At 47.2% G+C, this 25036-nt stretch carries 33 protein-coding genes; 8 read left to right on the top strand and 25 right to left on the bottom strand.

Annotated elements, in window-relative coordinates; translation table 11 throughout:
• Positions 1 to 55: 55 nt before the first annotated feature.
• From BN1360_RS09525 to BN1360_RS09460, 14 genes are all read right to left on the bottom strand, one after another.
• The gene (locus tag BN1360_RS09525) at positions 56 to 2026 is read right to left on the bottom strand and encodes a DNA polymerase (protein ID WP_068779638.1); all 1971 of its coding nucleotides are present in this window, start codon (positions 2024 to 2026) and stop codon (positions 56 to 58) included.
• Positions 2027 to 2083: 57 nt separating this feature from the next.
• On the bottom strand, positions 2084 to 2875 hold the full coding sequence (locus BN1360_RS09520; protein ID WP_068779637.1) for a DUF2815 family protein: 792 nt from the start codon (positions 2873 to 2875) through the stop codon (positions 2084 to 2086).
• 29 nt (positions 2876 to 2904) lie between these two features.
• Positions 2905 to 4089, bottom strand: coding sequence for a DUF2800 domain-containing protein (locus BN1360_RS09515; protein ID WP_068779636.1), 1185 nt, complete (start codon positions 4087 to 4089; stop codon positions 2905 to 2907).
• Positions 4086 to 4547: a hypothetical protein gene (locus BN1360_RS09510; protein WP_068779635.1), complete on the bottom strand. Its 462-nt coding sequence runs from the start codon at positions 4545 to 4547 to the stop codon at positions 4086 to 4088. The genes BN1360_RS09515 and BN1360_RS09510 overlap by 4 nt, the downstream gene beginning before the upstream one ends.
• Before the next feature lie 23 nt (positions 4548 to 4570).
• A complete protein-coding gene (locus BN1360_RS09505) occupies positions 4571 to 4822 on the bottom strand; it encodes an AbrB/MazE/SpoVT family DNA-binding domain-containing protein (RefSeq protein ID WP_068779634.1) in 252 nt (83 codons plus the stop codon).
• Between the two features lie 69 nt (positions 4823 to 4891).
• Positions 4892 to 5038 carry a hypothetical protein gene (locus BN1360_RS09500; RefSeq protein WP_157259341.1) on the bottom strand — a complete coding sequence of 49 codons (147 nt, stop codon included), beginning with the start codon at positions 5036 to 5038 and terminating at the stop codon, positions 4892 to 4894.
• Positions 5039 to 5186: 148 nt separating this feature from the next.
• Complete coding sequence (locus BN1360_RS09495) at positions 5187 to 5402, bottom strand: hypothetical protein (RefSeq protein ID WP_068779633.1); 216 nt, start codon at positions 5400 to 5402, stop codon at positions 5187 to 5189.
• Positions 5390 to 5569, bottom strand: coding sequence for a hypothetical protein (locus BN1360_RS09490; protein ID WP_068779632.1), 180 nt, complete (start codon positions 5567 to 5569; stop codon positions 5390 to 5392). Before BN1360_RS09490 ends, BN1360_RS09495 begins: the two co-directional genes overlap by 13 nt.
• A complete protein-coding gene (locus tag BN1360_RS09485) occupies positions 5556 to 5765 on the bottom strand; it encodes a hypothetical protein (protein ID WP_069188319.1) in 210 nt (69 codons plus the stop codon). Before BN1360_RS09485 ends, BN1360_RS09490 begins: the two co-directional genes overlap by 14 nt.
• Entirely contained in the window at positions 5740 to 5946 is a 207-nt protein-coding gene (locus BN1360_RS09480) for a hypothetical protein (RefSeq protein WP_068779630.1), read from the bottom strand. Before BN1360_RS09480 ends, BN1360_RS09485 begins: the two co-directional genes overlap by 26 nt.
• A 57-nt stretch (positions 5947 to 6003) precedes the next feature.
• Positions 6004 to 6153 carry a hypothetical protein gene (locus tag BN1360_RS09475; RefSeq protein WP_157259340.1) on the bottom strand — a complete coding sequence of 50 codons (150 nt, stop codon included), beginning with the start codon at positions 6151 to 6153 and terminating at the stop codon, positions 6004 to 6006.
• Positions 6154 to 6160: 7 nt separating this feature from the next.
• Positions 6161 to 6400, bottom strand: coding sequence for a helix-turn-helix domain-containing protein (locus BN1360_RS09470; protein ID WP_068779629.1), 240 nt, complete (start codon positions 6398 to 6400; stop codon positions 6161 to 6163).
• Between the two features lie 22 nt (positions 6401 to 6422).
• Complete coding sequence (locus tag BN1360_RS09465) at positions 6423 to 7247, bottom strand: BRO-N domain-containing protein (protein WP_068779628.1); 825 nt, start codon at positions 7245 to 7247, stop codon at positions 6423 to 6425.
• A complete protein-coding gene (locus tag BN1360_RS09460) occupies positions 7244 to 7456 on the bottom strand; it encodes a helix-turn-helix domain-containing protein (protein ID WP_082789999.1) in 213 nt (70 codons plus the stop codon). The genes BN1360_RS09465 and BN1360_RS09460 overlap by 4 nt, the downstream gene beginning before the upstream one ends.
• 228 nt (positions 7457 to 7684) lie before the next feature.
• Between BN1360_RS09460 and BN1360_RS09455 the strand changes: the two genes are divergently transcribed.
• From BN1360_RS09455 to BN1360_RS09445, 3 genes are all read left to right on the top strand, one after another.
• On the top strand, positions 7685 to 8335 hold the full coding sequence (locus BN1360_RS09455; protein ID WP_068779627.1) for a helix-turn-helix domain-containing protein: 651 nt from the start codon (positions 7685 to 7687) through the stop codon (positions 8333 to 8335).
• Positions 8336 to 8355: 20 nt separating this feature from the next.
• Complete coding sequence (locus tag BN1360_RS09450) at positions 8356 to 8826, top strand: ImmA/IrrE family metallo-endopeptidase (protein ID WP_068779626.1); 471 nt, start codon at positions 8356 to 8358, stop codon at positions 8824 to 8826.
• Between the two features lie 71 nt (positions 8827 to 8897).
• Positions 8898 to 10124, top strand: coding sequence for a tyrosine-type recombinase/integrase (locus BN1360_RS09445; protein WP_068779625.1), 1227 nt, complete (start codon positions 8898 to 8900; stop codon positions 10122 to 10124).
• A 72-nt stretch (positions 10125 to 10196) separates the two neighbouring features.
• Here the strand turns inward: BN1360_RS09445 and BN1360_RS09440 are convergent, their stop codons facing one another.
• Positions 10197 to 10541 (bottom strand): MFS transporter, encoded by a 345-nt coding sequence (locus BN1360_RS09440; RefSeq protein WP_068779624.1) that lies wholly within the window; start codon positions 10539 to 10541, stop codon positions 10197 to 10199.
• 342 nt (positions 10542 to 10883) lie between these two features.
• Between BN1360_RS09440 and BN1360_RS09435 the strand changes: the two genes are divergently transcribed.
• A complete protein-coding gene (locus tag BN1360_RS09435) occupies positions 10884 to 11351 on the top strand; it encodes a MarR family winged helix-turn-helix transcriptional regulator (RefSeq protein WP_068779623.1) in 468 nt (155 codons plus the stop codon).
• Between the two features lie 70 nt (positions 11352 to 11421).
• Here BN1360_RS09435 and BN1360_RS09430 read toward each other — a convergent pair whose 3' ends face one another.
• The 8 genes from BN1360_RS09430 to BN1360_RS09395 all read right to left on the bottom strand — a co-directional run bounded on the left by BN1360_RS09430 (position 11422) and on the right by BN1360_RS09395 (position 18359).
• The gene (locus tag BN1360_RS09430) at positions 11422 to 11592 is read right to left on the bottom strand and encodes a hypothetical protein (protein ID WP_179016035.1); all 171 of its coding nucleotides are present in this window, start codon (positions 11590 to 11592) and stop codon (positions 11422 to 11424) included.
• A gap of 19 nt (positions 11593 to 11611) precedes the next feature.
• Positions 11612 to 11956 (bottom strand): hypothetical protein, encoded by a 345-nt coding sequence (locus BN1360_RS09425; protein WP_068779622.1) that lies wholly within the window; start codon positions 11954 to 11956, stop codon positions 11612 to 11614.
• A 47-nt stretch (positions 11957 to 12003) separates the two neighbouring features.
• Positions 12004 to 13491 (bottom strand): MDR family MFS transporter, encoded by a 1488-nt coding sequence (locus BN1360_RS09420; protein WP_068779621.1) that lies wholly within the window; start codon positions 13489 to 13491, stop codon positions 12004 to 12006.
• Positions 13492 to 13635: 144 nt separating this feature from the next.
• Complete coding sequence (locus tag BN1360_RS09415) at positions 13636 to 15219, bottom strand: ABC transporter ATP-binding protein (RefSeq protein ID WP_068779620.1); 1584 nt, start codon at positions 15217 to 15219, stop codon at positions 13636 to 13638.
• Complete coding sequence (locus tag BN1360_RS09410) at positions 15219 to 15818, bottom strand: ECF transporter S component (protein ID WP_068779619.1); 600 nt, start codon at positions 15816 to 15818, stop codon at positions 15219 to 15221. Before BN1360_RS09410 ends, BN1360_RS09415 begins: the two co-directional genes overlap by 1 nt.
• 79 nt (positions 15819 to 15897) lie before the next feature.
• Positions 15898 to 16665 (bottom strand): energy-coupling factor transporter transmembrane component T family protein, encoded by a 768-nt coding sequence (locus BN1360_RS09405; RefSeq protein ID WP_068779618.1) that lies wholly within the window; start codon positions 16663 to 16665, stop codon positions 15898 to 15900.
• Positions 16662 to 17237, bottom strand: a complete 576-nt coding sequence (locus tag BN1360_RS09400) for a GNAT family N-acetyltransferase (protein ID WP_229520945.1) — start codon at positions 17235 to 17237, stop codon at positions 16662 to 16664. The genes BN1360_RS09405 and BN1360_RS09400 overlap by 4 nt, the downstream gene beginning before the upstream one ends.
• A gap of 141 nt (positions 17238 to 17378) precedes the next feature.
• Positions 17379 to 18359, bottom strand: a complete 981-nt coding sequence (locus tag BN1360_RS09395; RefSeq protein ID WP_068779616.1) for an NAD-dependent epimerase/dehydratase family protein — start codon at positions 18357 to 18359, stop codon at positions 17379 to 17381.
• A gap of 257 nt (positions 18360 to 18616) precedes the next feature.
• On the opposite strand from BN1360_RS09395, the gene BN1360_RS09390 reads away from it, so the two are divergent.
• From BN1360_RS09390 to BN1360_RS09380, 3 genes are all read left to right on the top strand, one after another.
• On the top strand, positions 18617 to 19609 hold the full coding sequence (locus tag BN1360_RS09390) for an alpha/beta hydrolase (RefSeq protein ID WP_068779615.1): 993 nt from the start codon (positions 18617 to 18619) through the stop codon (positions 19607 to 19609).
• Between the two features lie 92 nt (positions 19610 to 19701).
• Positions 19702 to 20181 (top strand): GAF domain-containing protein, encoded by a 480-nt coding sequence (locus tag BN1360_RS09385; protein WP_068779614.1) that lies wholly within the window; start codon positions 19702 to 19704, stop codon positions 20179 to 20181.
• 294 nt (positions 20182 to 20475) lie between these two features.
• Positions 20476 to 22347, top strand: coding sequence for an LTA synthase family protein (locus BN1360_RS09380; protein ID WP_068779613.1), 1872 nt, complete (start codon positions 20476 to 20478; stop codon positions 22345 to 22347).
• Positions 22348 to 22437: 90 nt separating this feature from the next.
• Here the strand turns inward: BN1360_RS09380 and rhaD are convergent, their stop codons facing one another.
• A complete protein-coding gene (rhaD, locus tag BN1360_RS09375; protein ID WP_068779687.1) occupies positions 22438 to 23259 on the bottom strand; it encodes a rhamnulose-1-phosphate aldolase in 822 nt (273 codons plus the stop codon).
• A gap of 262 nt (positions 23260 to 23521) precedes the next feature.
• Here rhaD and BN1360_RS09370 point away from each other — a divergent pair, with 262 nt between their 5' ends.
• Complete coding sequence (locus tag BN1360_RS09370; RefSeq protein ID WP_068779612.1) at positions 23522 to 24283, top strand: DeoR/GlpR family DNA-binding transcription regulator; 762 nt, start codon at positions 23522 to 23524, stop codon at positions 24281 to 24283.
• A 105-nt stretch (positions 24284 to 24388) separates the two neighbouring features.
• On the opposite strand, the gene yfcE is transcribed toward BN1360_RS09370, so the two are convergent.
• Positions 24389 to 24937 (bottom strand): phosphodiesterase, encoded by a 549-nt coding sequence (gene yfcE, locus BN1360_RS09365; RefSeq protein WP_068779611.1) that lies wholly within the window; start codon positions 24935 to 24937, stop codon positions 24389 to 24391.
• Positions 24938 to 25036: the final 99 nt, after the last annotated feature.

Here is a 25036-nt window from a genome sequence, read left to right as displayed (position 1 = left end):
GCCAGCCGATTCAACGCCTCTCGCGCTTTTCCATTTATAACTACGTCCATCGATATCAATCCTTCATATAAAATTCAGTTGTGAATCCAGCCGCCTTAAGCGGTAATCCTGGCGCCCAGTCTATTGGCTGAGCCATCAACTCCAATACTTTCTCCAGATCCTCGGGCCGATCGGACTCGATCCCGATTTCGTCATGGACGTGAAGTACGGTTTCGAATCCGGCCTGTTCTGCTTTTATTAATGAAACGGCCAGACAGTCCCGGGCTATCGCTTGTACCACGTTCTCTACAAGCTTGCCTCCATAGGTGGAAATCTTCGTCCATTTACCTGTCTTTTGGTCAGGCCCCATGTAGTGAAGGGCCTGCTTGCCGAAGTCGTTTTGTGCCAGCGTTGGCTCTACATAATAGAGCTTGCGACCGCTTGGAAGCTGGATCGTGAAGAAGTCCAGGCGATTATCGTAGTGACTTTCCCTAGCAAAGATGATGCCTTTTACGCCGACCGGCTGCCCTGATTCCATGACCTCAATGGCTGCCCGCTCGAAGCTATACCACAGATCAACAATTCGTCGGTTCGCGTTACGCCAGCGGGTTACAATCTCCGGAAGCTCTCCCTCGGTCAGCCCCATATCCAAAGCGCCCATGCTGATCAGCGCGCCAGCAGCTCCCTGATAACCAAGGGCAAGTTCTGATACTTTACCCTTTTGCCGTAGGTCACTGTCCTTGCCGATAGATTCGATCGGCACACCGAACATCTGAGAAGCTGATGCTTCATAAATTTTCCCGTGAGAAGCAAATACATCAAGTCTCCACTGCTCTCCAGCTAACCAGGCGATCACTCTGGCCTCAATCGCGTTGAAGTCAGCAACGTTTAAGACCTTACCCGGAGAAGCTACGAAGGCCGTCCGGATCAGCTGCGATAGTGTATCAGGCACATTACCGAAAATCAGCTTGAGCATATCAATCCGTTGTTCCCGAACAAGCTGCCGCGCATATTTCAGTAGCTCCAGATCCATTTTGTTCTTGGTCAAGTTATGAACCTGCACTAATCGACCAGCCCAGCGGCCTGTCCGGTTGGCTCCGTAGAATTGAAGCAATCCGCGTACTCTACCGTCCTCGCAGGCTACAGTCTGCATAGACTGATACTTCTTAACACTTGTCTTGCTGAGCTCTCTGCGGATCTCTAGCACACGCTTTGCCCGGCCCTCTTCTACCGTCTCAATCAAGCCAGAAACGGTATCTTTCCGCAGATCCTCGACTTCCTCGCCGATCTCCTCAGTTAGCCATTTCTTAAGTTGTTGAACCGACTTCGGGTTATCCAGACCGGAGAGCTCCACGGCTTCGGCCATCAGCTCACGAGTAACCTGTTGATCTACTGTCAAAGCGCCCTCAACGAGTTCAAGATCACAGGCAATGCCACGGGCATTGATTCGTTGGTCGAGCTGCCATAACTGCCATTCCTGTTCAGGAACCGGGAAGACAGACAAACGGCGAAGGATCTCCTTTTCGGCTACGACGTCACCGACGCAGTATTGTTTGAAGAGCTCCCACTTCTCAGGTTCATGATGCGGTAGTGTTCTAGTGCGATATCCGTTTGATTTCGCAGGCTTTTTGATAGGTACACAGAATGTTCTGATTAATGAGGTTCCGACACCCATCTTCTTTTTATCCTGAGGGAGCCCTAATGCCTCGCCTACTTTACCTAGTCCTGCGGGATAGCCGCAGTATAGGCCGTGAATCTGCGTACAACGCCATTGCTCGATTGGCGATTCCATCACGCTGTTTATGCAGTACCATTCAAAGGCGGCATTGTATGCGTGCTTGATAACATTAGGATCGTACAGGGCGTGTATAACCTCCATCGGTAACGACTCGCCTTGTTTAAGATCCACGATCTCCACAGGGCCGCCATCCCACGAATAAGCGAATAACAGGATTTCAAAATCCGGACTTTGAACGTATTTATATAGACCCGCTTTCTTGATATCCACGCTTGAATAAGTCTCAATATCTATTGATAAATGCCACATCATAGCCCTCCTTGGAGATAAGAAAGGGGCTCTATAGAAGAACCCCTTTGTCGCTACTTAGATGCCCCAAACTCCACCGTTAAGAGGTTTACCCGTGATCGGGTCCATCTGTTGTTGTGGCTGTTGTGATTGTGCTGGGGGCTGATAGCCTTGCTGCGGTGCCTGACCATAACCCTGTTGCCCGTACTGCTGTGGAGCCGGCTGCCCAGGATACGCTGGCGGAGCTGCAGGAGCCGGCTGTCCATACTGCTGCGTCGGGGCTGTCTGCTCCCATCCCTGCGGAGCTGGTGCTGACGCATAACCTACGCCGCCACCGTTACCGCCGAAAGCCTGTTCTGCACTAATCCGGCCCCCGAGTGGTTCACCATCAGATAACTTCTGAACTGGACCGAGTCCAGCACCAATACCACGATTCCCGCTGTTGGAGAATGGGAAGAAGTTAATATTCACGCGGGCATACATACCGCTGTACACTTCAGTTTGGTTGATGATCGGATTAAGATTCACATCCACAACTGACTGCTGTTGTTTACTGCTGGCTGTCAGTACCCAATGACCCTTACATTCAGGCCCAAACGGTTCTCCGTTCTGACGAACGCCATCACCATCCCAAATCGGCGTTTTAAGTTGCGGAGGACGGGCACCATTCCAGATCCCGGCAACCCCTTTTTGAGCTGCTGCTTCAATAGCTGCATTAATCCGCTGCATCGTAGCAACATCTGTTTTTGGAATCAGAATTGTGGTGCTGTATTTAGGCTCTTGCCCTGGTTGATTAGCGTGCGGTTGAAATAGATGTACAAAACTCAGTCTTACTTGTCCAGTCGTTACGTTTGTCGATTCATTAGTCATTTGTCGTTTCCCCTTTTCGCTTTTTAAAATTATTCAACCGGTTCGCTAAATGCGTCCTCCGGCTTGACCTGATCAGTGATTGCAGGGCGATTGTCTCCCTCTGGAGCAAGCGTAGGCGCACCAGGCTTACTTATAACGTGCCCTGGCTCCTCCAGTAGCTTCTTGTAAACCTTCTTGGTTAGAGCAGTTTCAAGCTGCGGCGGAGTTAGCGGCTTTCGCTCATACAGGATCGCCTCTTCAATACCTTTTTCCTTCAAATGGGCAAAAGCTTTGTCCAGATCGTCATACTCCCGGCTTCCTCTGCCTGCTACAGCCTTCCAGCCAGCAACCTGACCACCTTTGAGGACTTCGGCCAAGGCTGCATCTTTCAAGGCCTTGTACCATTTGACGATTCCCTCCGCCTGCCGAAGAACTTCGCCCACTTCATCCCAGCCGATAAGAGGCGGCTTAAGCGGGGCCCTGCTGCCAGAATCAAGCATGTGCTCTACTCTGGCGCGACATGTTGCCTTCGCCCTACAGAAGCCGCAATGATCACCTACCGCATAGTCTCCTTCACCTTTGAAGGCTGCCTGCGCGATCGGCTTGATCGATTCGCCCCAAGCCAGAAGATCAGTCACTGAGATTGACCATTCCGAAGGCTGATCCCATACTTTCGGCTGAACGATTGCCAGGTGAACCTCCTCGATCGGGAAGAGCAGAGAAAATGCCTTGAGGGCTCCGAGTGCGTACAGCTTCATCTGAGGATTGTTCTCTGCCGGCACGGGTACGCCTTGACCATTTTTATAGTCAATAACGTGGAGCTTTCCAGCACCTATGATGATGCAGTCAGACGTCCCGAAACTCTCCGGAACGTAATTCGTTAGATCAACTTTCCGTTCAATCGCCACAAATGGCGGCGAGGGGAATGTGTGTACGATTGATTGAATGAACTCAACGTAAGCATTCGTATGATCGTCAATGACCGGTTCGTACAGCTCATGAGCTTTAAACTTCTTGAGCTCCGCATTAAACTTCCTAGTCGGAAGCCCTGAGAAAATCCTCTGAAGCTTCAGTTCTGCGATTTCATGGGCTAGCGTTCCGCGCTTGGCTGCTTCGCTCTCTGTGTCCGGCAGCGTATCTTCAAGCCGGGCGCTAGGCGTACAATGCAGCCAACGGTGTGCCCCGCTAGCTGATAGCAGGGCGTGATCCCGTTCGGCATGTGCAATCTGGGTCATATCCTCGCCCCCAGGCTACGTAAGAAGGTGGCGAACTCACCATAAAGGCTAGGACTAAGCTGCATCAAGGTTTGAACACCATGTTGATTTAGCCAAGCGATAATCTCGTTCTGACGTCCAGCGTCCATGATTGGCTGTGCGGCGACCCCTAGCTGGGTCAGATCGTAAGTAGGGGCGCTGGTCGGAACCCCGCCTGTTTGTGCTGTCGGTGCTGTCTGTGGTTGTGCTACAGGTACAGAAGGCGCTCCATAGCCTTGTTGCGGCTGATGTGTAGGCTGCTGCGGGTATGATGGCTGAGCAGCTGGTGGAGTAAACTGCTGCGATTGTGCTTGTGGCTGCTGCGTCGGTTCAACTGTAGCTGTTACCGGAGCTTGTCCAGCAAATGCAGCTGATAGGGTAGCGAACTCCTCAATGGCTTGATTGGCGTTTTCGCCGTTAATCGTAATTTGTACGGGCATGTATAAGTCCTCCTAAAAATGGTTTATTTACTGTAAAGCAGTGCAGCAGCACGAATGCAGTTAACGCAAATTTGCTTACTGTGAAACGTGCGTAGATCTTCGGTGTTATCGCAAATGTAGCAACCTGGGTGATATTTACGGAGGATAACCCTGTTCCCGTCCGTGAAGAACTCGACAGTATCTCCATTAGCGATCCCAAGGGTAGCGCGGAGTTCCTTCGGAATAACCACACGGCCCAGATCGTCGACACGACGTACAATTCCAGTAGCTTTCATATTGCAAATCCTTTCTGCCAGTGCTAAACTGGCGCTAAGCTAAGTTACTTGTGCAGCTTCTAGCGGCTCCTAACCCGCAGGAAGCTGTTTTTCATTTAAGCGCGAGATCGTATTCAGATATTGATCCCCAAAACATTTCCGCAGTTGCTCCGACTGTGCTGTGCTGGCTAACTGCAGCAGATTACAGCAAACCCTCAAACGTTGCTTACGATTCAAGTCCCTCACCTCCTTCCAAGGCTAGTTAGATTACTCAATCACCCAACCCATTCTCTCGATCTGAATCGAAGCCCACGTCATAAATGGAAGGCGAGATGAATCAATACAGGCTCGATCATACTGATCGGCTAAGTAATTCAAAAGTTCATCAGGTATTGACATGTGGCACCTCCCTCACACCGTGCCGATCATAAATCTCCCGAAAGTGTTCCAAGCTCATCTGAAGCGTCTTGCCGTTACCGACTTGATGCAGGTATATCTGGTCTGACTCGGCGTTGATAACGTCAACTATCCAGGTGACCGGGGCCGATCCACAGTAACTGAAGGTGTAACTGCTGCCTGAACGGATGATTATTTGTCCCATAGAACAATTACCGGCTTTCCCTCGACCTCTTCGGGTGTGATGTCATTAATGTTGTAACTATTGAGATTCACGCCATCGTAGGGACTATATTCGGCGAATACGACTTCGCAGTCACCGTCGGCAGCCATAAAATCCTGTAATTCTAAAATCAGTTCAGATATCTTCATCTTCATCCTCCTTATCCAACCTGACTCCAACTGTGCATCTCTCTGGATGCATCCTTTTGGCGAACCTTCTTTTCGCGGTCGGCATTGTAAGCCAGTAAATATACTCTTTAGTAACTCCTAGCTTTTTAGCACATTCTTTTGCCGTACCTAAAGCAAGCATTTCATCACCTTTATAAATCGCGAACTCTGCCGCCATCTGTATCCCTCCCAGCTATCACTGTCTTGGCGCCAAGCATTTTCATAAGGCATTTACCGCTACACACCAGATCGTGACCGATCTTAAAGACTGGCTGACCGAAGTAGATTTCTGAATTGCATTCCGGGTTAGCGCAGATTTCTATGGCTTCAACTGATTGCAAATCAAGCACTTTGCTCATTGAGATGACACCTCTTTCATAGAATTAAATCTTGTAACACAACGAGCAGATTCGGAACTAACCGTTGTAAATTGCGGCTACTAAAGCTGCCAAACCTTTGACTACCTCCGGCAGAACTTCTAGTTCCTCGCTGGAGGTTCCATTTTTGCATTTGTCCTCCACCCAATTGCTTAACGCGATTACTGCCTCTTCAATGTGAACATGCATCCTCTTCTCACCTCCTTGATTCATAATTAGTCCCCACCTCTTTCATGGAATCAAGCCAACGAACCATTTCCTGCTTTTCGATCTTCCGTGACTTCCCAATTAGAAAACTTACTAGACCGCCAGCACTTTCTTTAAGTTGGCAGAACTCATATACCCGTTTGCGGCTGATGCCTATGTAATCAGCCACCTGTTGAGGAGTCAGCAAATCTGGGAGATCTTCAAGGCGTTTGATTTTCATAGCTGTCATGAAGCTTCACTCTTCCTTTCCATTAAGCCCCTCTCGACCAAGCCACTTTATAAGATTTATCAAGATTTAGAACCGATGGATATCCTAATTCACTTAACTTCTGTTCCAAACGAGAGATAACAGAATCAGAATACTTATCTGTCGTTCCTTGCCAAGACCCCGCCGACTCTACGACGGTAACAACTTCCGTTTCAGTAAAACCGATGTTCTTTATTAAAGCTGCTATAGCTTTGTTGTGAGGGAGTCCCTTCTTGCTCATTGCCCCAAGCCTTTTCGCAATCTCTTCACAGGTATGAAACTTCTGTTCCACTTTTGGTGACGGTAGAAGCTCCTGCCCAGTAAGAGTCTTTGTTCCTGCAGCGATTAGACTTTCAACGGTTACATCAGGTAGCCGATCGCGGAAGCGATGAGTAACATCGAAGATAAGTTTTGCTTGTCTGGCCTGTGCGTTTTTGAGCATCGCTTCTGCCCGTTGTTTTTGGACTTCAAGCTTTGCGTCATCGTTAATTTTTGATTGTGATATGGAATACGAACCTGTCTTACGGATTGCCGGAATAACTTCATGGGTAATCCAACGCTTGAACTGTTTTGCTTCAGGCTTGCGGCTTCCAAGTATTAACGAATAAAGACCTGGTTCATTAACAACCGCAGTTTGTTGAGTTCGGCCCATTGAATCGATGATGTCGGTTGAATCTACCTCATCTTCTTCGAGTCTTCCTAGTGCATCGCGATTATTCTTAATATCCAATACCTCACAAACATCCTTAGCCACCCACCAGGGTTGTCCGCCTTTTGTTACAACGCGAACGATGTTACCTGAGAAATTAAATACTTGTAATTGATTCATTTCGTTACCTCGCTTTCTTCTTTCGGTACTAATTTTAATTCTAGCCCTAGAGTGTCACATACTTTTTGCATGGATTCTTCATTCCAGCGTCGACGACCGTTTAATAGATTATGGATATGCATGACTGAATAGCCGGTTTCTCTAGCTAGCTTAGAGGGATTCATATCCGCATCCACTAAAGCATGTTTTATTTTAATCGAAAAGCTCAAATTGTCTCACCTCCCAGAAATAATATTAACCTAAAAGATTAATTAAATCATCTCTTATAATTTAGCATTTAGATTAATTTAAGAGAAATATAATTAATCTAAATGCTAAATTAGATATTATGCATCTATTTGCTCAATTTTCCTCTTTTTTTCTAACTTTAGCGTTTGAGTTTTAATCTAATTGATGATAATATGAGATATATAGAAACAGTGAGGATGTGTTTGATAATGGAAAAAATGCGAATTCGAAGAATTAGGAAAAGTAAAAATTTGAGCGGTACAAAAATAGCGAAACAAATGGGAATATCTGCACAACATTATTACGATATAGAAAAGGGTGAAAATGGATTAAGTGCAGAGAACGCCTTAAAGTTGGCTGAGATTTTTGATGTGTCCTTAGATTATTTGCTGGGGGTATCAATTGTTGCGGTAATTGAAAACAGAATTAATGAATTAAATATGTCTATGGACGACTTAAATAAAGCGATGGAATGGCCGAAAGGCAGGGCCGAAAGTCTTGATTCATTCCCTCCAGATCCGAGCGACTATGAACCGGGAGGGTTGATAGACCGACTTGCCAAGGCTCTAGATATGGATTCTTCTATCTTGGCCGCCGCATATGGACGTCAAGAGCCACCGGCATATGACGGGCCCTCTATTTCGCCTCAAGAGGCTTTCAACCAATTGCAAAAGGATTTTGAAAACGAGGATTTTGACGAGGTCACTCAACCCGCAAGTGGGGCCAGTGATGAGCTATCCGAAAAACAGATCCTCACCCTGGCCGCCCATCAGGTTGGCCATGAAGGAGCTCTAACAGAAGAGCAGCTCGCACAGATCAAACTAGCCATGAAAATTGCTCTCGCTAAAAACGATAAGTAATTAAATTGGGAGATGAACGGATGATCAGCTATGAGGATCTAGCAAAAGAAGTTCCTATCATCTTTGATGATAATGCGGTACTCCCTACCGGATTAAAGGGGATTTTTATCGAATCTAGTGTGGCCGATATGATACTCCTCAACAAAAACATAGAGACCAACACTGAGCGAAAATGCATTTTATCAGAGGAACTTGGCCACTATTATCGCACCGTAGGCGATATTACCGATCAATCGAAACTAGAAAATCAGCAGCAGGAGCTAAGGGCGAGGCAATGGGGCTATGAAAAACTCGTTCCTTTGCCCTCCTTAGTACAAGCTTTTCACGCCAGGATTAAAGGAAGGTTTGAGCTTGCTGAATATTTGAGAGTCACAGAGGAATTTTTACAGGCTAGCATTGATCGATACTCCAGCAAATACGGGATTTATACAACATGGGAAAACTACATAATTTATTTCAATCCGTTAGGCGTTGCTGAAATGTTTGAGTAACCTACGTGCTTTCCAGCCGTAAGGCTGTTTAAATACACCCTATAATAGAACGTACGTTTGGAGTGATGGAAATGAAAGGGCATTTCTACAAACCACATTGTAAATGTCCAAAGGACAAGAAATGCAAGTGTGGTGCAACTTGGTCATACATTATCGATATTGGAACAGACCCTGCAACGGGGAGACGCAAGCAGAAGAAGAAAGGAGGATTTAAGACTAAGGGAGCAGCCCAAGAGGCAGCGGCCCTTGTGATTGCTGAGCTCTCGGAAGGAACTTTTGTTGATGAACAAAAGGTTACCTTTGAAGACTTCGCTAAGGAGTGGCTACAAGGCTATATGTCTACGGGAAGAGTCAAAATTAGTACAAAGAGGATACGGAAGCAGCAGATAAATCTGCTAAATCTTTATTTGGCTAAGTTAAAGATGCACAACATTTCAAAAAAGAATTATCAGGATGCCCTGAATGATCTGAAGAAGGAAGACTACGCCGATAATACAATTAATGGAACACACAGCACTGGGCGTATGATTTTTAAGCGGGCTATAGATTTAGGAGTAATTAAAAACGACCCTACCGCTACCGCGATCGTGCCTAAAACAATAGCTACTGTGGAGGACTTAGAGAAGAAAAAAGAACTTCCTAAATATATGGAAAAAGAAGAATTAGCCAAGTTTTTAAAAACGGCTGAGGTCCGTGGGCTTGAAAGAGACTACCCTATGTTTCTACTTTTAGCCTATACCGGTATGAGAAGCGGGGAACTGTGTGCTTTAAAGTGGCAAGATGTTGATTTTGAGGGACACACTATAAGCATCACAAAGACACACTATAGTGAGCGAAACGTTATGCAAGAATATGTTCTTCTAACACCGAAGACGAGATCTTCAAGGCGCGTCATCGACGTTGAGGAATTTGTACTTGGTGAACTAAAGCTATTGAAAGTAAAGCAGGATGAACTCAAAGCAAAACGTCTAAAATCTGGCCTGCCTTATCACGATAAGGATTTTGTTTTTGCCCAATTTAAGAACAGATATCCCGGTTACCCAACATACCAAAAGTTTGTGGAGCAACGTATGACCCGATTGTTAAAGATTGCAGGGTTAAACGAAAAGTTAACCCCCCACTCTCTGAGACACACTCACACGTCCCTACTTGCAGAAGCTGGAGCGAGCTTAGAACAGATCATGCAGCGTCTTGGACACAGTGATGATGAGACTACAAGAAGAATCTATTTACACATCACGAAGCCTCAAAAAAAAGAAGCTTCCCACAAGTTCGCCGAACTCATGAGAAGCTTTTAAATTCCAGACTAATGTTACCCAAATGTTACCCTTGACGATATAAAATAATACAAACTCCTTATTTATAAGGCATTAAATACTTTTTACGTATACCTGCCATATATCCGTTACAAATACCAAGCCCAACACAATAAAAATCCTGACTGCATCCGCGATGATCATCAGCTTCTTGCGCTCTACTCTGTCGGCCAGCATTCCTGCCAGAGGACCACCCACCAGCATGGGCAGCATGGAACACAACATGATCATCGTAATCTGCCAAGGGGTTGCATGCCATTTCAGCCCGACCATCATTAAGAGCGCCAATAAATGCAGCCAATCCCCTAAATTGGATATAAGTTGCGAAGCCATCAAAGACATATAAGCACGGTTGTGCAGAAGTCCCTTCTTCTCCTGTGCGATATTCAAAGCCGCCATTCATCTCACCTGCCCATTTCGAAATTGTTGTCTGATTCAGAGCACCTATTGTGCAACAACAGTTGCCTTATAGCATCCATGCGTTCACGAACTTTTTCTACGACTCATATTAATACTTAAGGCATTTATATCCATCCGCCTCCAGAATGATATTGATCGCCAACTGAGGAAGGATTTTTGATGAGGTCCCAGGGAGGACAAACGGGGCAAAAACACAATTTTAAAAATAAATACCGAAAATTGTGATAAATTATATTTTTTTTAATATAGGCTTGATCTAAGATAACATTATTCCAAACAATTTTTAGCTCATTAAAATAATAGAACAAGGCGGGATGATAAATGTTGAAAACCGAGGAACGCGGAACCGATTTGTCACTGCATCTTTATCGCGTATTTTCGAAGTCCTTCAAGAGCGTCAACGAGCATGCCGTAACAGGAAGTAAAATTCAGGGCTTTAACCCTACAGCCTTCGCTGTTATGGAAGTCCTTTATTACAAAGGCCCGCAACCGATCCAACAAATAGGTGCCAAGCTGCTGCTTCAAAGCGGCAATGTTACTTATGTCATCGATAAACTGGAATCTGCCGGTTATTTGCACCGGAGCCCTTGTCCACGGGATCGTCGCGTAATTTTTGCCGAGTTGACTCCTTTGGGCAAAGAGCTGATGGATCGGTTGTACCCTGACTTCTCTGATCGAATCGATCATGCGCTAAGCGGTTTAAGCGAGGAAGAGAAGCAGACTATGATTGAATTGTTGAAAAAAATGGGACGTGAAGCGGAGAAATTAGCGCCTTTGGCACGCAAATAGTTGTTCCTCATTTCACATATTCATCACAAAGAAAGGCTGTCCGCTTCAGGACAGCCTTCTTTGCCTTACATTAATGTGATGGATCCATATCCGTCTCTTTATGGTGGTTGTGTACATCCCGGTGACGGCGGTCATTCGCTTTTTGCTGCGTCTGCTGCGCACTATGGCTGTTCACCGCTGATTGCTGCAGATCATCAGCCACGTTGCCGAGATTTTTGTCCCGACCATTGCCTTTAGCCATCTTACATGCCTCGCTTTCCTCAAGATGGATTCGTGATCCGGTGCAGAGCTTGCGCACATTCATGAAGATGGCGCACATAGTCGCCGGTCAGCTCCTGAAGACGTTCATTTTGCTCATTCACCGTCTGTCCGTCCTTCTCTACATCGACCAGTTCCACCTTGACTTCCCGGGGGTCCATATAAGAACAATAAAAATCGAAGGAATAGAACTGGTGGCCCGCTGCATTAATATGAACCCTAAGTCCTTGAGGGTTACTCTCATCAGCGAGCACCTCAGCCGAATCACCTGGCTCCAGAAATTCCGGAAGCTGCTCTTGCCAGGCATGGACTAATGTATTCTGATCTACATTGAATTCCTCTAACATCCATAACACCTCCCCTTACCATATAAGGTGCGGAGAAGGGCGAGGTTTTATTCCTCTTTGGCCTCAGGCGCCTGGCTGCGAAGCCCCAAGACCGAGAAGACACCAATTACAGCGATAACAGCCATTACGATGAACAAAATATGCAGACTGTCGCCCAGCACATGCTTCAGCTCACTCCACAATTGCTGCGGCAGAAGATGAACCTTCTCCGGCGAGAGCAAGTTGTTAATATCCTCCTGTGTGACCTCTGCCCCCGAAGTCGTACCTTTGGCCGTACGAGCGGCAATTTGCAAGTTAATCAATACGCCAAAGACAGCAACGCCAATCGTCTGACCAATCGATTTCACAAATGAGTTCAGAGCGGTCGACGCTCCTCGCAGATTGTAACCTACCGAGGACTGCGCTATGATCGTAAATACGGTAAAAGAAAAGCCGAAGCCTATTCCATACAGCGCATTAAATATTAACATCATAAACATGGGTGTTCCTTCGTGAACAAAGGCCAAACCGATGGCTCCTGCCGCGATAATCAGCATACCGATCAGCGAGGTGCTGCGTATTCCTCGGCTAATGATCCAACGGCTGCCCAGCACCGAGCCAAGCATCCAGCCGATCGACATCGGCGCAAGCACAAGCCCGGAGATCGTAGCATTCTTGCCAAGTACACCTTGTACATAAAGCGGCAGATAAGAAGTCAAGCCAATCAGCAGAGCACTCCCGAGCACACTCGCGATGTTGGAGTAAGCGATGTCCTTGATCTTGAACAGCTTGAGCGGAAGCAGCGGCTCCTCCACTTTTTGCTCCACAATAAAGAAAATAACCAGCGATATAACCGATACCGCAAAAATACCGAGCAAGAGCGGCGAGGTCCATTCCCATTGCTGTCCTCCGGTCGCCAGACCAAACAGCAGCGCAGTTACCCCGATGGTAAACGTAATCGCTCCGGCATAGTCGATCTTCACATCCCGCCGCTTGACCTCTTCTTTAAAATAGCGAATGATCATAAATAAAGAAATCAGCCCAAATGGCAAATTAAAATAAAAGATCCAGCGCCAATTCAGAGAATCTACGACATATCCGCCGAGCAGCGGACCAACGAGCGACGAGATGCCCCAGACCGAGCTGATCATCCCCTGAACCTTGGCACGCTCCTCTATAGAATAGATATCCCCGATGATGGTAAAGGTAACCGGAAGCAGCCCACCGGCGCCGATCCCTTGGATTGCCCGAAAAATAATAAGCTGCTCCATACCTGAAGCAAAGCCGGACAACATCGATCCGGCCAGAAACAGAACCGATCCGATAACAAATACGAGCTTACGCCCATATAAATCACTGATTTTCCCGAAAATTGGAGTCGCTACTGACATCGTCAGCAAATAAGCGGTAAATACCCAGCTCAGCAGCTCCACACCACCGATATCTCCGACAATTCTCGGCCCTGCCGGACCGATAACCGTCCCTTCAATCGCAGCCAGAAATGTAGATAATAACAGCCCGGCCAGTATATAATTGCGTTTTAATGTTGCGCTCACTCTCTTTCTTCCTCTCTCTCTGTCTAGACATGCATCATTAAATTATAAATGACCCCCTATTAAAAGAAAAGACGAACAAGCAGAATTATATAGGCATAGTTTGCCACATCTGCTTGTTCGCTGATTCATTCTTCTACTTTGACTTCATTTAAAAAAATGAAGCTGGTCTTCCGTCTCCAGACTTCCCTGATTCATCCGCCAAGTCGCTGCCTGCTCCCCTGCGAACAATTCCGGCTCGTGGGTAATCATGACCAGCGCTGCTCCGGAGGCCACAGCCTCCCTGCAGAGAGCGGCCAGCCTGGCTGCTCCGTGCAAATCTGTGCCCGCTGTCGGCTCATCGAGAATATACAGCTTCTTAGGCACGATCATAGCTGCGGCTACGCTCAGCAGCCGCTTCTCCCCTCCGCTAAGCATATAAGGAGACAGGCGTTCCTTGCCTCGAAGTCCTGCAATGGCAAGCAGGGCCTGAGCCCGCTCCAACATCGGCTCCGGCGTCCGTTCGCGAGGAGCGAGCCCATGAACCGCACGGGGACCAAAGAGAAGTTCTTCCAGCACCGTATTAGCCACGAACTGATGCTCCGGCTGTTGAAAGACATAACCGATATCCTGGGCCATATCCGATAAGGATAAGCGCGCAATATCCTGTCCCCGCCACCATACTTTCCCTTTTGGGGGATCAAGCAGGCCCATGAATAGGCGCGACAATGTCGTCTTGCCCGATCCATTCTCCCCGCATAAGAGCTTCCACTCCCCTGCGTACAGAGACAGACTGATATTCTTCAGAACATTCCCCTTGTTCAAATCATAAGCATAGGACAAATTATTGATTTCCATTAATAGCTTATTGGAAGGGGCCTTTTGCGTATGAACTTCAGCTTCAGCCTCAATCTCAATCTCAACTTCAAACTCGGCTTCTGCTTTTAGCATTGACGAAGCTCTTCGCTCAAGCCCAGGCTGCATTCGATCAGACAGGAGGCCCAGCTTGACCAGATTTATTCTCTCCTGCTCCAGCAGGCGCTCGCTGGGCCCATCCAGGGCAATGTTCCCATGCTCCAGCACGATCAATCTTCCCGCCGCTACGGCGAATTCATCGATCCTTCCGCTAAGGGTCACAATGGTGCGACCTTGCTGCTGCAGCTTGTCCAGCAGCAGGAGCAGACGTTCCTTCGCTGCAGCATCCAGACTCGCCGCAGGCTCATCAAGCACGAGTATGGGCGTCTCCATGGACAGCACGGCGGCGATGGCCGCGCGTTGACGCTGGCCCCCAGACAAATTATGCACATTATCCATGCGGTAATTGCTAAGCTCAACCGCAGCCAGTGATTCCACAATCCTTCGTTCGATTTCGGACAGTTCACAGCACATATTTTCCGGCCCAAAGGCGACCTCATCTTCTACGCGCCCTTGTACCAGCTGGGCATCCGGATCCTGAAATACGACACCGATTCGCTCGGCGACCTCACGTATTGCTCCTTCTCCAGCCGGATCTACTCCGTGGACAGATAGCTCTCCACTGCGGATTCCGCCTCCCGTTCGGGGCAAATAGCCGCAGAGCAGCTGGGCCAGAGTAGATTTGCCACTGCCGCTGTCTCCCGTGATATGAACCCATTCACCAGATGCAGCGAAGAGCGAAATCGCTTGTAATGCCGGCTTGGCATCCTCCGCATAGGAATAAGCAACATTACGCAGTTTAAGCGGATAAATCGATGCTTCTGCAGAAGAACTCATTAATTTGCTCTTCTACCACTGTTGACTGCAAACCGCCGCAGCAGACCGCTACGGCTCAGCACATCGCCCAGCAGCTTGGTCAGTATCCCGCACATCACGATGCCGCTTAGAATACGAACTCCAAGAGCCATGAGCAGCACATCCGTTCCCCATGCCATATAGCCGAACATCCTGGCTGCGAAGAAGAACCAGATCGGAACCATCGCTCCCCCAACCAGCATAAGTACAGGCAGATTCCATTTCTTGTACCGAACCGCAGCGAATATAAGCTCGGCAATCACCATATAACATGCTGCAGCTACGAAGCAGGAAGCGATTCCGTATGCCGATCCCATAAAGGACTGAACGACCGCTCCAATACCATAGGTAATGACCGCCGTTCCCGGTTTGCGGATAATGTAATACGCAAGCAGGCCATAAATCATATATAAACCAGTAATCGTAGACGTCGCTATTGGTCCGCCCAGTCCATTCAAGGCCTGATTGAGCGGTGAGAGATAAATCGTTATTACCCCATTGGCCGCCGCCAACATCGCCATAAGTACAATTTCAATCGTTGTAAATGCTTTGAATACTCCATTACCTGAAGATTGATTCATTTGTTTCGTCATCCTCTCTCTAATTGTTAACCAATAATTTAAATTTAGGTTAACAATTAGAACGCGTCAAGTCTTTTTTTTAAATGAACCATAAACAGGCCGTCACTCCAACACTTATCACCATCAGAACATATCCGGCAATCCCAATCTCCACGCCCCTGAGGAAAGTGCGCACCGGGTAAGCGCCGAAGCCCTTGGACTCCATTGAGCCGGCCGTCTGCTCCACACGTCTTATAGCCCCGGTGAATATAGCCGCAAGATTGCCGCGCCACATCCGCAATCTCTCACCCATGCCGCGAGGCTTCCTGCCGAATCGCAGCTGGCGCGCTTGCCTTGCTACCCGACCTTCCGATTCAAGCAACGGTAGAAAGGTTAACGCCATGGATATGCCAAAGACGAAGCGATAAGGAAGCTTCAGGCGTGTAGTCAAAACGGTAACGAAATCCTTGGGATTTGTGGACTCGATGTAAAGGATTGAAGATAAAAACAGACAGAACATGCGCAGTGTAATCGCCGCTGCATATTCGGTGCCTTCGATTGTAATCTGTAGAGGCCCCCAGCTGGCAAATGCTTCCCCCGCTGGAGCCGCGATGCTGGTGATGATGAACAAGGGCAAGCCAAAGACGGCAATAAACCGCAATCTGCGCATTAGGCGCAACCAGCTCATTCCCGCACCATAACGGGCCAATCCGACGAACAAGGCCAGCATGATCAGCAGCGGTATCGGCTTGTCCCAATGCATCGCCAGAAGCGCAGCACAGAACAAAGCGACCAGCTTGCTGAGCGGATCTATAGATTTCAGCCCGAAGCCCCGCCTGAGTGAATAATCTGGATGTAACTGGTTCACAAGTATTTCCCCCCTGAATCATAGTCTCTACGCAGCAAAGAACAAATAATCAGATCAACGAAGCCCTCCTCGGTTCGCTGGTACTCCCGCAGCAGCCCCTCCTCATGGAAGGCAAAAGATTGCAATATGCTGCGAGAGGCACTGTTCCGTGGATCGACCAGGGCTTCAATCCGGTTCAGTCCCATCGTCATGAAGCCGTAATTCAGTATTAAACGAAGCGCCTCTGTCATATAACCCTGTCGCCAGTAATCACGCCCTATATCGTAGCCGATTTCCCCGCGATAGGCCCCGGACAGCTCCCACGTATTAAAGCCGCAGCTTCCAATCAGCCTTTGCTCCTGCACCAGCTCGATTCCCCAGCGCATCGTATCCTCCGTCTCGGACAAGCCGTTGAGGAAATCGATCATCTCCGCTGTCTCTCCCACAGAGGTAAACACGGGGACATTCATATATTTAACGACCAGCGGATCACTCCAATAGCGGAACAGATCTGCGGAATCCGCCTGCTCCATCCTTCTTAGGCGTATCCTCTCGCCTTCCAGCACCGGAATCTTGCCACCGCATTTAAACACAAGCCTCATCTCCTAACCTGCGCAATCAGTTGTTTTTATATAAGCACAGAACAGGAGCCGGAGTCAAAGCGAAAAAATAAGCCCGGCACTTGTCCGGACTTTATCCTATCAGGAGTATTGTATTTTCAGTTCATAGCTTGCTCATTGCAAGCCCACGATACATTTTTGCAAAGTCTCACGGATGGCAGCCCGCACATCGTCCTTCCTGTACTGCAATACTGGCATCGTATCCTCTGGATCAAGATATGCGTCGCGATTCTGAATCTCCATCGTATCCGCCAAATGAATACCATGCTCTCTTCCAGCCGCCAGTTCTGCCGCATCCATCTGTTCCATCGCCGATTTCATCGTCTCTAATGGAACTACAATGACCTTCGTCTCCGTCTGCCCCAGCATATCAACAATCATCTGATTGAATTCAGTAAATTTCATATTGGTGTCACTAATCGCATAACAGCTGCGATGAGTCCCGTGTTCAATTGCGCCTGCAGCCGCTTCAGCCACTTGCTGTACGGTCACCATAGCAGTGCCCCCGTCCAGTACGGGTACGGTGTCTTTGCCTTTTACCTGTTCCACGAACATCGTCCACAGAGGCATACGTCCAGGCATCACTCCGAAAATATAAGGCAAGCGCAGCGACATCACATCCATCGTCCCTTCACCTTCCATAAATGCAACTTCTTCCTGAAGCAGACGTGTCCGAGGATAGCCATTGTTCCGCTTTAAATCCAGATCCGTCCAAACCTCGGCAAAATGGGAAAAATACGAGCCGAAGACCACAAATTTCTTCACGCCGGCCTGCTTGGCAAGACGAGCCATGCGTTGAGTCGGCAAGACATTAGCTTCATAGAAAAATTTCATCGCAGGTGGCGCCGGAACGACACGTTCATCTGCACCAGCCGCATATATAAACGCATATTTGCCTTCCAGCATTTTTACAACCTGTTCATCCGTCATCTCATTGATATTAGCCAATGTGCATTGAACTTCAGAGGGTAGTAAATCCTCTGCAGGCATGGGTGGAAGCGCCACTGTTGAGACGCGGTAACCTCTCTTTAGCAGTTCTTTGGTTGTATAAAAGCCCAGAAACCCCGTGCCGCCAAGTACAAATACTTCTTTCATTTACTACATCTCCTTTGCACCCATAATAAAATGATAGTGTCACTATCAATAATAGTATTTTGCTATATTTGTACATGTGAATGAAATCACAATATTAAGCGATATAAGGCGTTTTTTCATAAATTATTTTTAGTTAATCCCCAACCGCCCAAATTCACAATATAATGCAGCATATTCATCCGGCGGATCGGCAGATAATATAAACCACATTCTCTGGATGTTCCACCAAAGTCCGACAGTTAAGGAGGTTCACTCGCATGACAATTTATTTGATGATTACTCTGTTGGCCATCGCTGCGATTGGATCAGGAATTGTCGCCTTCGCCTTCCAGCAGCTGACTCACATGAAATTGCAATCCACTTATCATCTGTTTCAATATTTGGAGAAATCCGGCGTCTACAGCCGGGAGCGTTTCGACTGTCTGAAGAAGCAGGAAGTTGATATTCTCTCTGAGGACGGTTTGCGCTTGTGCGGCTATGTCATAGAAACCGACCCATCGTCCAAACAATGGGTAATTATCGTCCATGGCTATACCGTCTCTATGCTCATCTCCACCCAATATATTGATCTTTTCCAGCGCGAAGGCTTCAATATTCTGCTCATTGACCAGCGCCGCCACGGAAATAGTCAAGGGAAATATACAACCTACGGCTTCTATGAAAAATACGATGTTGCTGCATGGGTCAGATGGCTCTTACATAACTACGGTACCGATTGCAGCATCGGCCTTCATGGCCAGTCACTCGGCGGAGCGACCGTGCTTGAGTATTTGAGCATCGCCCATTCCAACATCAAATTTGTAATCGCAGACTGCCCGTTCTCCGATTTGACACAGCTTCTGCATCATCAAGCGAGAACGATCTATAAGCTTCCACCTTACCCGCTCTTGCCTATCGTCAATAAGCTTCTGAAACGCAAAGCCGGATTCACCATGGAACAGGTTAGCCCACTACAGGCGGTAGAACACTGCCATCTCCCCGTTCTTTTCATCCATGGGACGAAGGACAACTATGTACCCACCTATATGAGCGAACAGCTGTACAAGCGCAAGCCCGGACAGAGAAGCCTGCTCCTGGTAGATGGCGCGATCCACGGCAATGCCTATGCTGTAGCCCCCAAAGAATATAGCGAAGCAGTCCGCATATTAATACATCAAGCGCTCAAGGAGGAAGCGGTGCCAGCCCTCACCACCATCCCCATCGAATTCACCACGTCTACTGAGCCTGCCGTATTGCCACTATCCACCTGAGTGGCTCTGCTTTATACGGCCAGGCATTCATAATATAATAAGGCGTAATAGTTCGTGAACAACCTCTAAACAGATAAAAGGGAGATGGGCATATGTTCCATACAATCAGCTACACGGGTTCCCGTGAAGAACAGCATAATCAAGTCGTATCGCAATTAAAATCACTAATCTACGAGGAGCCAGACAGAATTGCCAATCTAGCCAACGCTTCTGCTCTATTAAACTTCTATCTATCGGACATTAACTGGGTGGGCTTCTATATGTTCGATGGCAAGGAGCTTGTGCTCGGCCCGTTCCAGGGACTGCCGGCTTGCATCCGCATCCCGCTTGGCAAAGGCGTATGTGGGACAAGCGCAAAAGAACGCCGTTCCCTACGAGTAGATAATGTACATGCTTTTCCAGGTCATATTGCCTGTGATGCCGCATCGAACAGCGAGATTGTCATTCCAATGATCAAGAATGGCGAGCTGATCGGTGTACTCGATATGGATAGCCCGCTGAAATCCCGCTTCGACGAGTTGGATCAAGCTTTTCTGGAGCAATTCGTCCAGGTTCTAACGGAGCATCTCTAGTTCTATAATCGATATAAATCCCATACAATAATCTTCCGGTAACTTTTCAGAACGTGAACAATTCCACTGCTTTCTAATTACCGGTCTGGCATCATAGATATGTGAAGGGTCTGAAAAATGCCAATTTAAAGCAAAAAACAAAGTGGAGAAGCGGTTTAATCCCTTTTAATGCCATTTACTGTTAAATAAGAGAAATTGAACGATTTCCTTCTTCCCCTTATTTCAGTTATGATATTAAAAGTGTATGTTCAAGAATTCGCTTACTCCACTATTTATGAAAGGAAGGGTCGCACCATGTCAGCGTTTCAACGAATCCGGCCTGGGAATCTCAAGCCGTTCGTATTCTTTACCGTGATTATGATCCTGAAAAGCTACCTTGCCTGGATCACGATATTCGATCAAATGCCGGTCTGGGGACCGTTGATCAAGGAGCTCCCGTTTATCCTGATTCTGTTCTGTCTAATCGAGGTCTTCTCCTCCAGGAGAAAATTCGGAATTTATCTGAGCGTCAACCTGATTGTTACTGCCGTCTTCTTTGCAGCTATTATGTATCATAAATATTATGGCGTTATCGTCACCTATCATGCGCTTCAGCAGGTTAATCAGGTGACCGCAGTTAAGAACAGCGTATTCTCTCTGCTCGCTCCATATTATCTGCTTATTTTCCTTGATATTGTTGTCATCGGCTTCTGGCTAATGCGCAGGAAGAGAGCGGAGAAATTCAAGAGATTATTTAATTTGAACCGAGTCAGCAAGACCTTTGTAGGCGTTGTACTCGGAATTTCACTCGCTCTTTGCATATTCAATATTTGGCCGAATCGGGCCAGCATGAATGAGATCAAGCAAGCCGAGCAAATGGGGATTCTGAGCTATGAGACCTATACCATTCTATCGAACAAAGAGGAAGATCTCGTAGACAAAGATGAGATTTCCCAAGCTAAAATCGACAAGATCAAAGGGATTAATAAGCAGGACAATCCGCAATTCTTTGGCGCAGCCAAAGGCAAGAATCTGATTATTATCCAGTTAGAGTCATTCCAGAACTTCCTGGTCGATCTGGAGATTGATGGTCAGGAGATTACTCCCGTCATGAATTCGCTTGTTAAAGATAATTTCTATTTTAAGAATTTCTATCAAATGGTAGGGCAAGGGAATACATCGGATGCCGAGTTCGTAGTAAATACATCATTCTATATTCCTTATAACGAAGCGGCAACGCAGAATTATCCGAATAAAGAGCTGCCTAGCCTGCCTAAACTATTAAAATCAAATGGCTACGATACGGCTACCTTCCACACCAATGTGGTAGATTTCTGGAATCGCGGCGAATTGTACAAAGCGATCGGATGGGACCGCTATTACGACCAAAAGTTCTTCGGTCAAGAGGATACCGTATTCTTCGGACCTACGGACGAAGTGCTATACAAGAAAACGGCTGAAGAATTGGGTAAAATGCAAGCGACAGGTCTCCCATTCTATTCACAGGTTATTTCAATGACCGCGCATCATCCATTTACCATTCCACACGAATTGGACCGGATTACGCTGCCGGAGCGTTACGAGAACAATATGGTCGGCGATTACCTTCGCTCGCAAAATTATGCGGATTATGCCCTTGGCTTATTCATTGATGATCTGAAGCAGCGCGGAATTTGGGACAACAGTGTGGTTGTCGTCTATGGCGACCATCTGGGACTGCCGAAATTTTCGCTCGATAAGCATGGCCTGGAACTTATGAGCGAAATTTACGGTCGCGACTACAGCTACCGTGATATGTTGAACATCCCGCTTGTCATCTCGATTCCAGGACAATCGGAACCAAAAGTTTTGGAGAATGTCGGCGGACAGGTGGATATTCTGCCGACCGTCGCCAACCTGCTGGGTGTTTCGATGAACGATCAGATCCATTTTGGTGAAGATATACTGAATCATAACTATAATTTATTGCCACAGCGTTACTATTTGCCTTCAGGTTCGTTCATTAACGACAAAGCCGTGTTCATGCCGGGAACCTGGTATGAGGATGGGACCCAGTTCCCGTTGGCCAAGGACAGTGTTAGTCAGGCCCTCACTACGGAGGATGAATATAACCGGGCGCTTGATCTGCTGCGCTTATCTGACAGCTATGTACAACAGCTCCCGGATCGTGAGAAGGATCAAGAGTAAATCTGCTTTACAAAAAAACCAGGCTGCCTCAATATTAGGCTGCCTGGTTTTTGCTATATTATATGTGCTTCCTCTATCCAACCCATCGGTTTAGTTCTGCAGCACACCTGGTCTTGGTGTCACACCAAAAGCTTGAGCCAAATCAAGCAGCTCTCGATCCGAGATTGTCTGCTGCTTGCCGCCTTGTGCACATACTATCGTATAGACCTGCGCAGCCTTCTCCGCGGTCTCGATCAATCCAAAGGCCTCATCCATCGTCGTACCTGCTCCGAACACGCCATGATGCGGCCACATCACAATTCGCACACCCTTCATGCGCTCTGCGGTTGCTTCGCCAATCGCATCTGTACCTGGCACCATCCACGGAATAATTCCAACGCCTTCCGGGAACACAACCAGACATTCTGTACACATCTCCCATAGAGTTTTCGTAAATTCAATCTCATCCAGGTTATGTGTAAAGGTCATGCCAATCAGATGGGTTGCATGGCAATGCATAATGACTCGGTGCTTAGGATCTACTACTAACCGCTGCATATGATTCATCAGGTGAGTTGGCAGCTCGCTCGTAGCCACTCCCCCATCGGCAAACCCCCATAAAATCTCATAGCTATGCCCATCCTGGCCTATCCGGATCACTCCAAGGTTCACTGCCGGGTCCTTGATAACATTCTTGAAGTATTTGCCCGATCCCGTGACAATGAAGTACTTCCCTGCCAATTCAGCGGCATCAAAGCTCATCGGCACAGTGCGCTCTACTTGCGAAATATCCAGATAATCGCTTACTTCCTCCTCTGCGATTAGATAGCTAATATTTCCTCCATTGCGTTCGTCCCATCCCAAACGGTACAAATTGGCCGTAGTATCGCACATTTCCCGAAGAAACGGTGCAGTCCGTATATCCTGAAGCATGCTCTTCACCCTACCCTTGCTGTTAATATAAATAAATGACTTTTCCAATAAATTATCCATTTTCTTTGTTTCCAACATTATGATAACATGAAAACAAAATAATTCAACGTCATTTAATAGTTTTATTTTTGTTTTTCACATTTAACCTTTAATATCAAAAACAAAAAAAGATTTTATTTGGTTTTTCGTAGTTTGTTTTTTTGTTTTTCTTCTAAATTTAGGTACAATAGAATTATGTTCACTCTGGGAGAGGCGGGTTCAAATGAAGGCTTTTGAGCGGAAAGAAAAAATTATTCAAGAATTACATAGACATAAAAAAGTACTCGTCTCACAGCTGGCTGACAGCTTCAAGGTTACCGAAGAGACAATTCGCCGCGATCTGGAGAAGCTTGAGCAGGAAGGGGTCGTGACCAGAAATTATGGCGGGGCCGTTCTAAACAATCATATCCAGGACGATCTGCCCTATCAGATGAGAAATACGCGAAATATCGAGGAGAAAAGAGCCATCGCCAGCTTACTGCTCTCACTGATTAACGACGAAGATACACTGATGACCGATACAAGCTCCACCGTATTTGAAGCGCTCAAGCTCCTCGAGTCTGAACGCGACAATCTGACGATTATCACAAATTCTGTGATTATCCTGAACGAGTTCAATCAGACAAGCCATACGATTATTTCCACCGGCGGTTCACTTCGGCCCAAGGCAAGCTCGTTGATCGGACCGGTAGCCAGACAGACCATTCAAAATTATAATGTCGATATTGCCCTGTTCAGCTGTAAAGGCATATCCATGATGAGCGGCATCACCGATTCCAATGAGCCGGAGAGCGAATTGAAGCAAGCGATGAGTCAGCAGGCCCGGCAGACCATTCTGCTCATCGATTCAAGTAAATTCGATTTGATCGGCTTCGTCAAAATGCTTGAGTTCAAGCAGATCCGTTATATCATTACCGATCGAAAACCTTCCGACGAGTGGATCTCATTCCTGGAAAATCAAGATATTACATTGCTCTATCCCTGATTTACACTTTTGTACTCTTGGTTTAATACCCATTGCTCATAACTGCAAATATAAAAAAACAGGCCCCTGGCTTAAACAGGCGGCCTGTTATCGTAACATACACTCCTATGAGACAAAGGTTATCGATTTGACCGTGCCACCCTCGAAATCCTTAACGAGGAAGCTGCCGTCTTCCATAATACCGTAGGAGTTCGGATAATTCTCTTTGGGAAGTGCAATCGATCCGGGATTAAGCACAAATATGCCGTCTTTCATATCAGCTACAGGTACGTGAGTATGACCCTGAATGAAAATATCGTTCTCCAATAGCGGCGGCAATTGCTCTATACTGAAGCCGTGCCCATGCGTTACATATATGCGACGTCCCTCATGAAGGATTACCGTATAATCCGCCATCATCGGGAATTCGAGCAGCATTTGATCCACTTCCGAATCGCAGTTCCCGCGCACAGCCACGATATGCCGCTTGTACTGATTCAGCGTCTCTGCGACCTGTGCTGGGTTATATCCTTCAGGCAGCGGATTTCTAGGCCCATGATACATAAAATCGCCGAGCATAACGATCTGGTCAGGCCTCTCCTCCTTCACTTTCTCGATTGCCTTGTTCAGCCAGTACGCTGATCCATGAATGTCGGAAATAAACATCAATTTCATAATCCATCTTCTCCTTATTTAGTAGCGCTCTGTTCAATGTAACATAATCCTTTCATCCGGATCGACCTCATTATGCACAAGAGCCGCCCGCGCTAGCAA

It is taken from the genome of Paenibacillus sp. GM2 (assembly GCF_900069005.2).
Lineage (GTDB): Bacteria > Bacillota > Bacilli > Paenibacillales > Paenibacillaceae > Fontibacillus.
The sequence above is the reverse complement of the archived record's forward strand: the minus strand, read 5'-3'. Positions and strand labels throughout refer to the sequence as shown.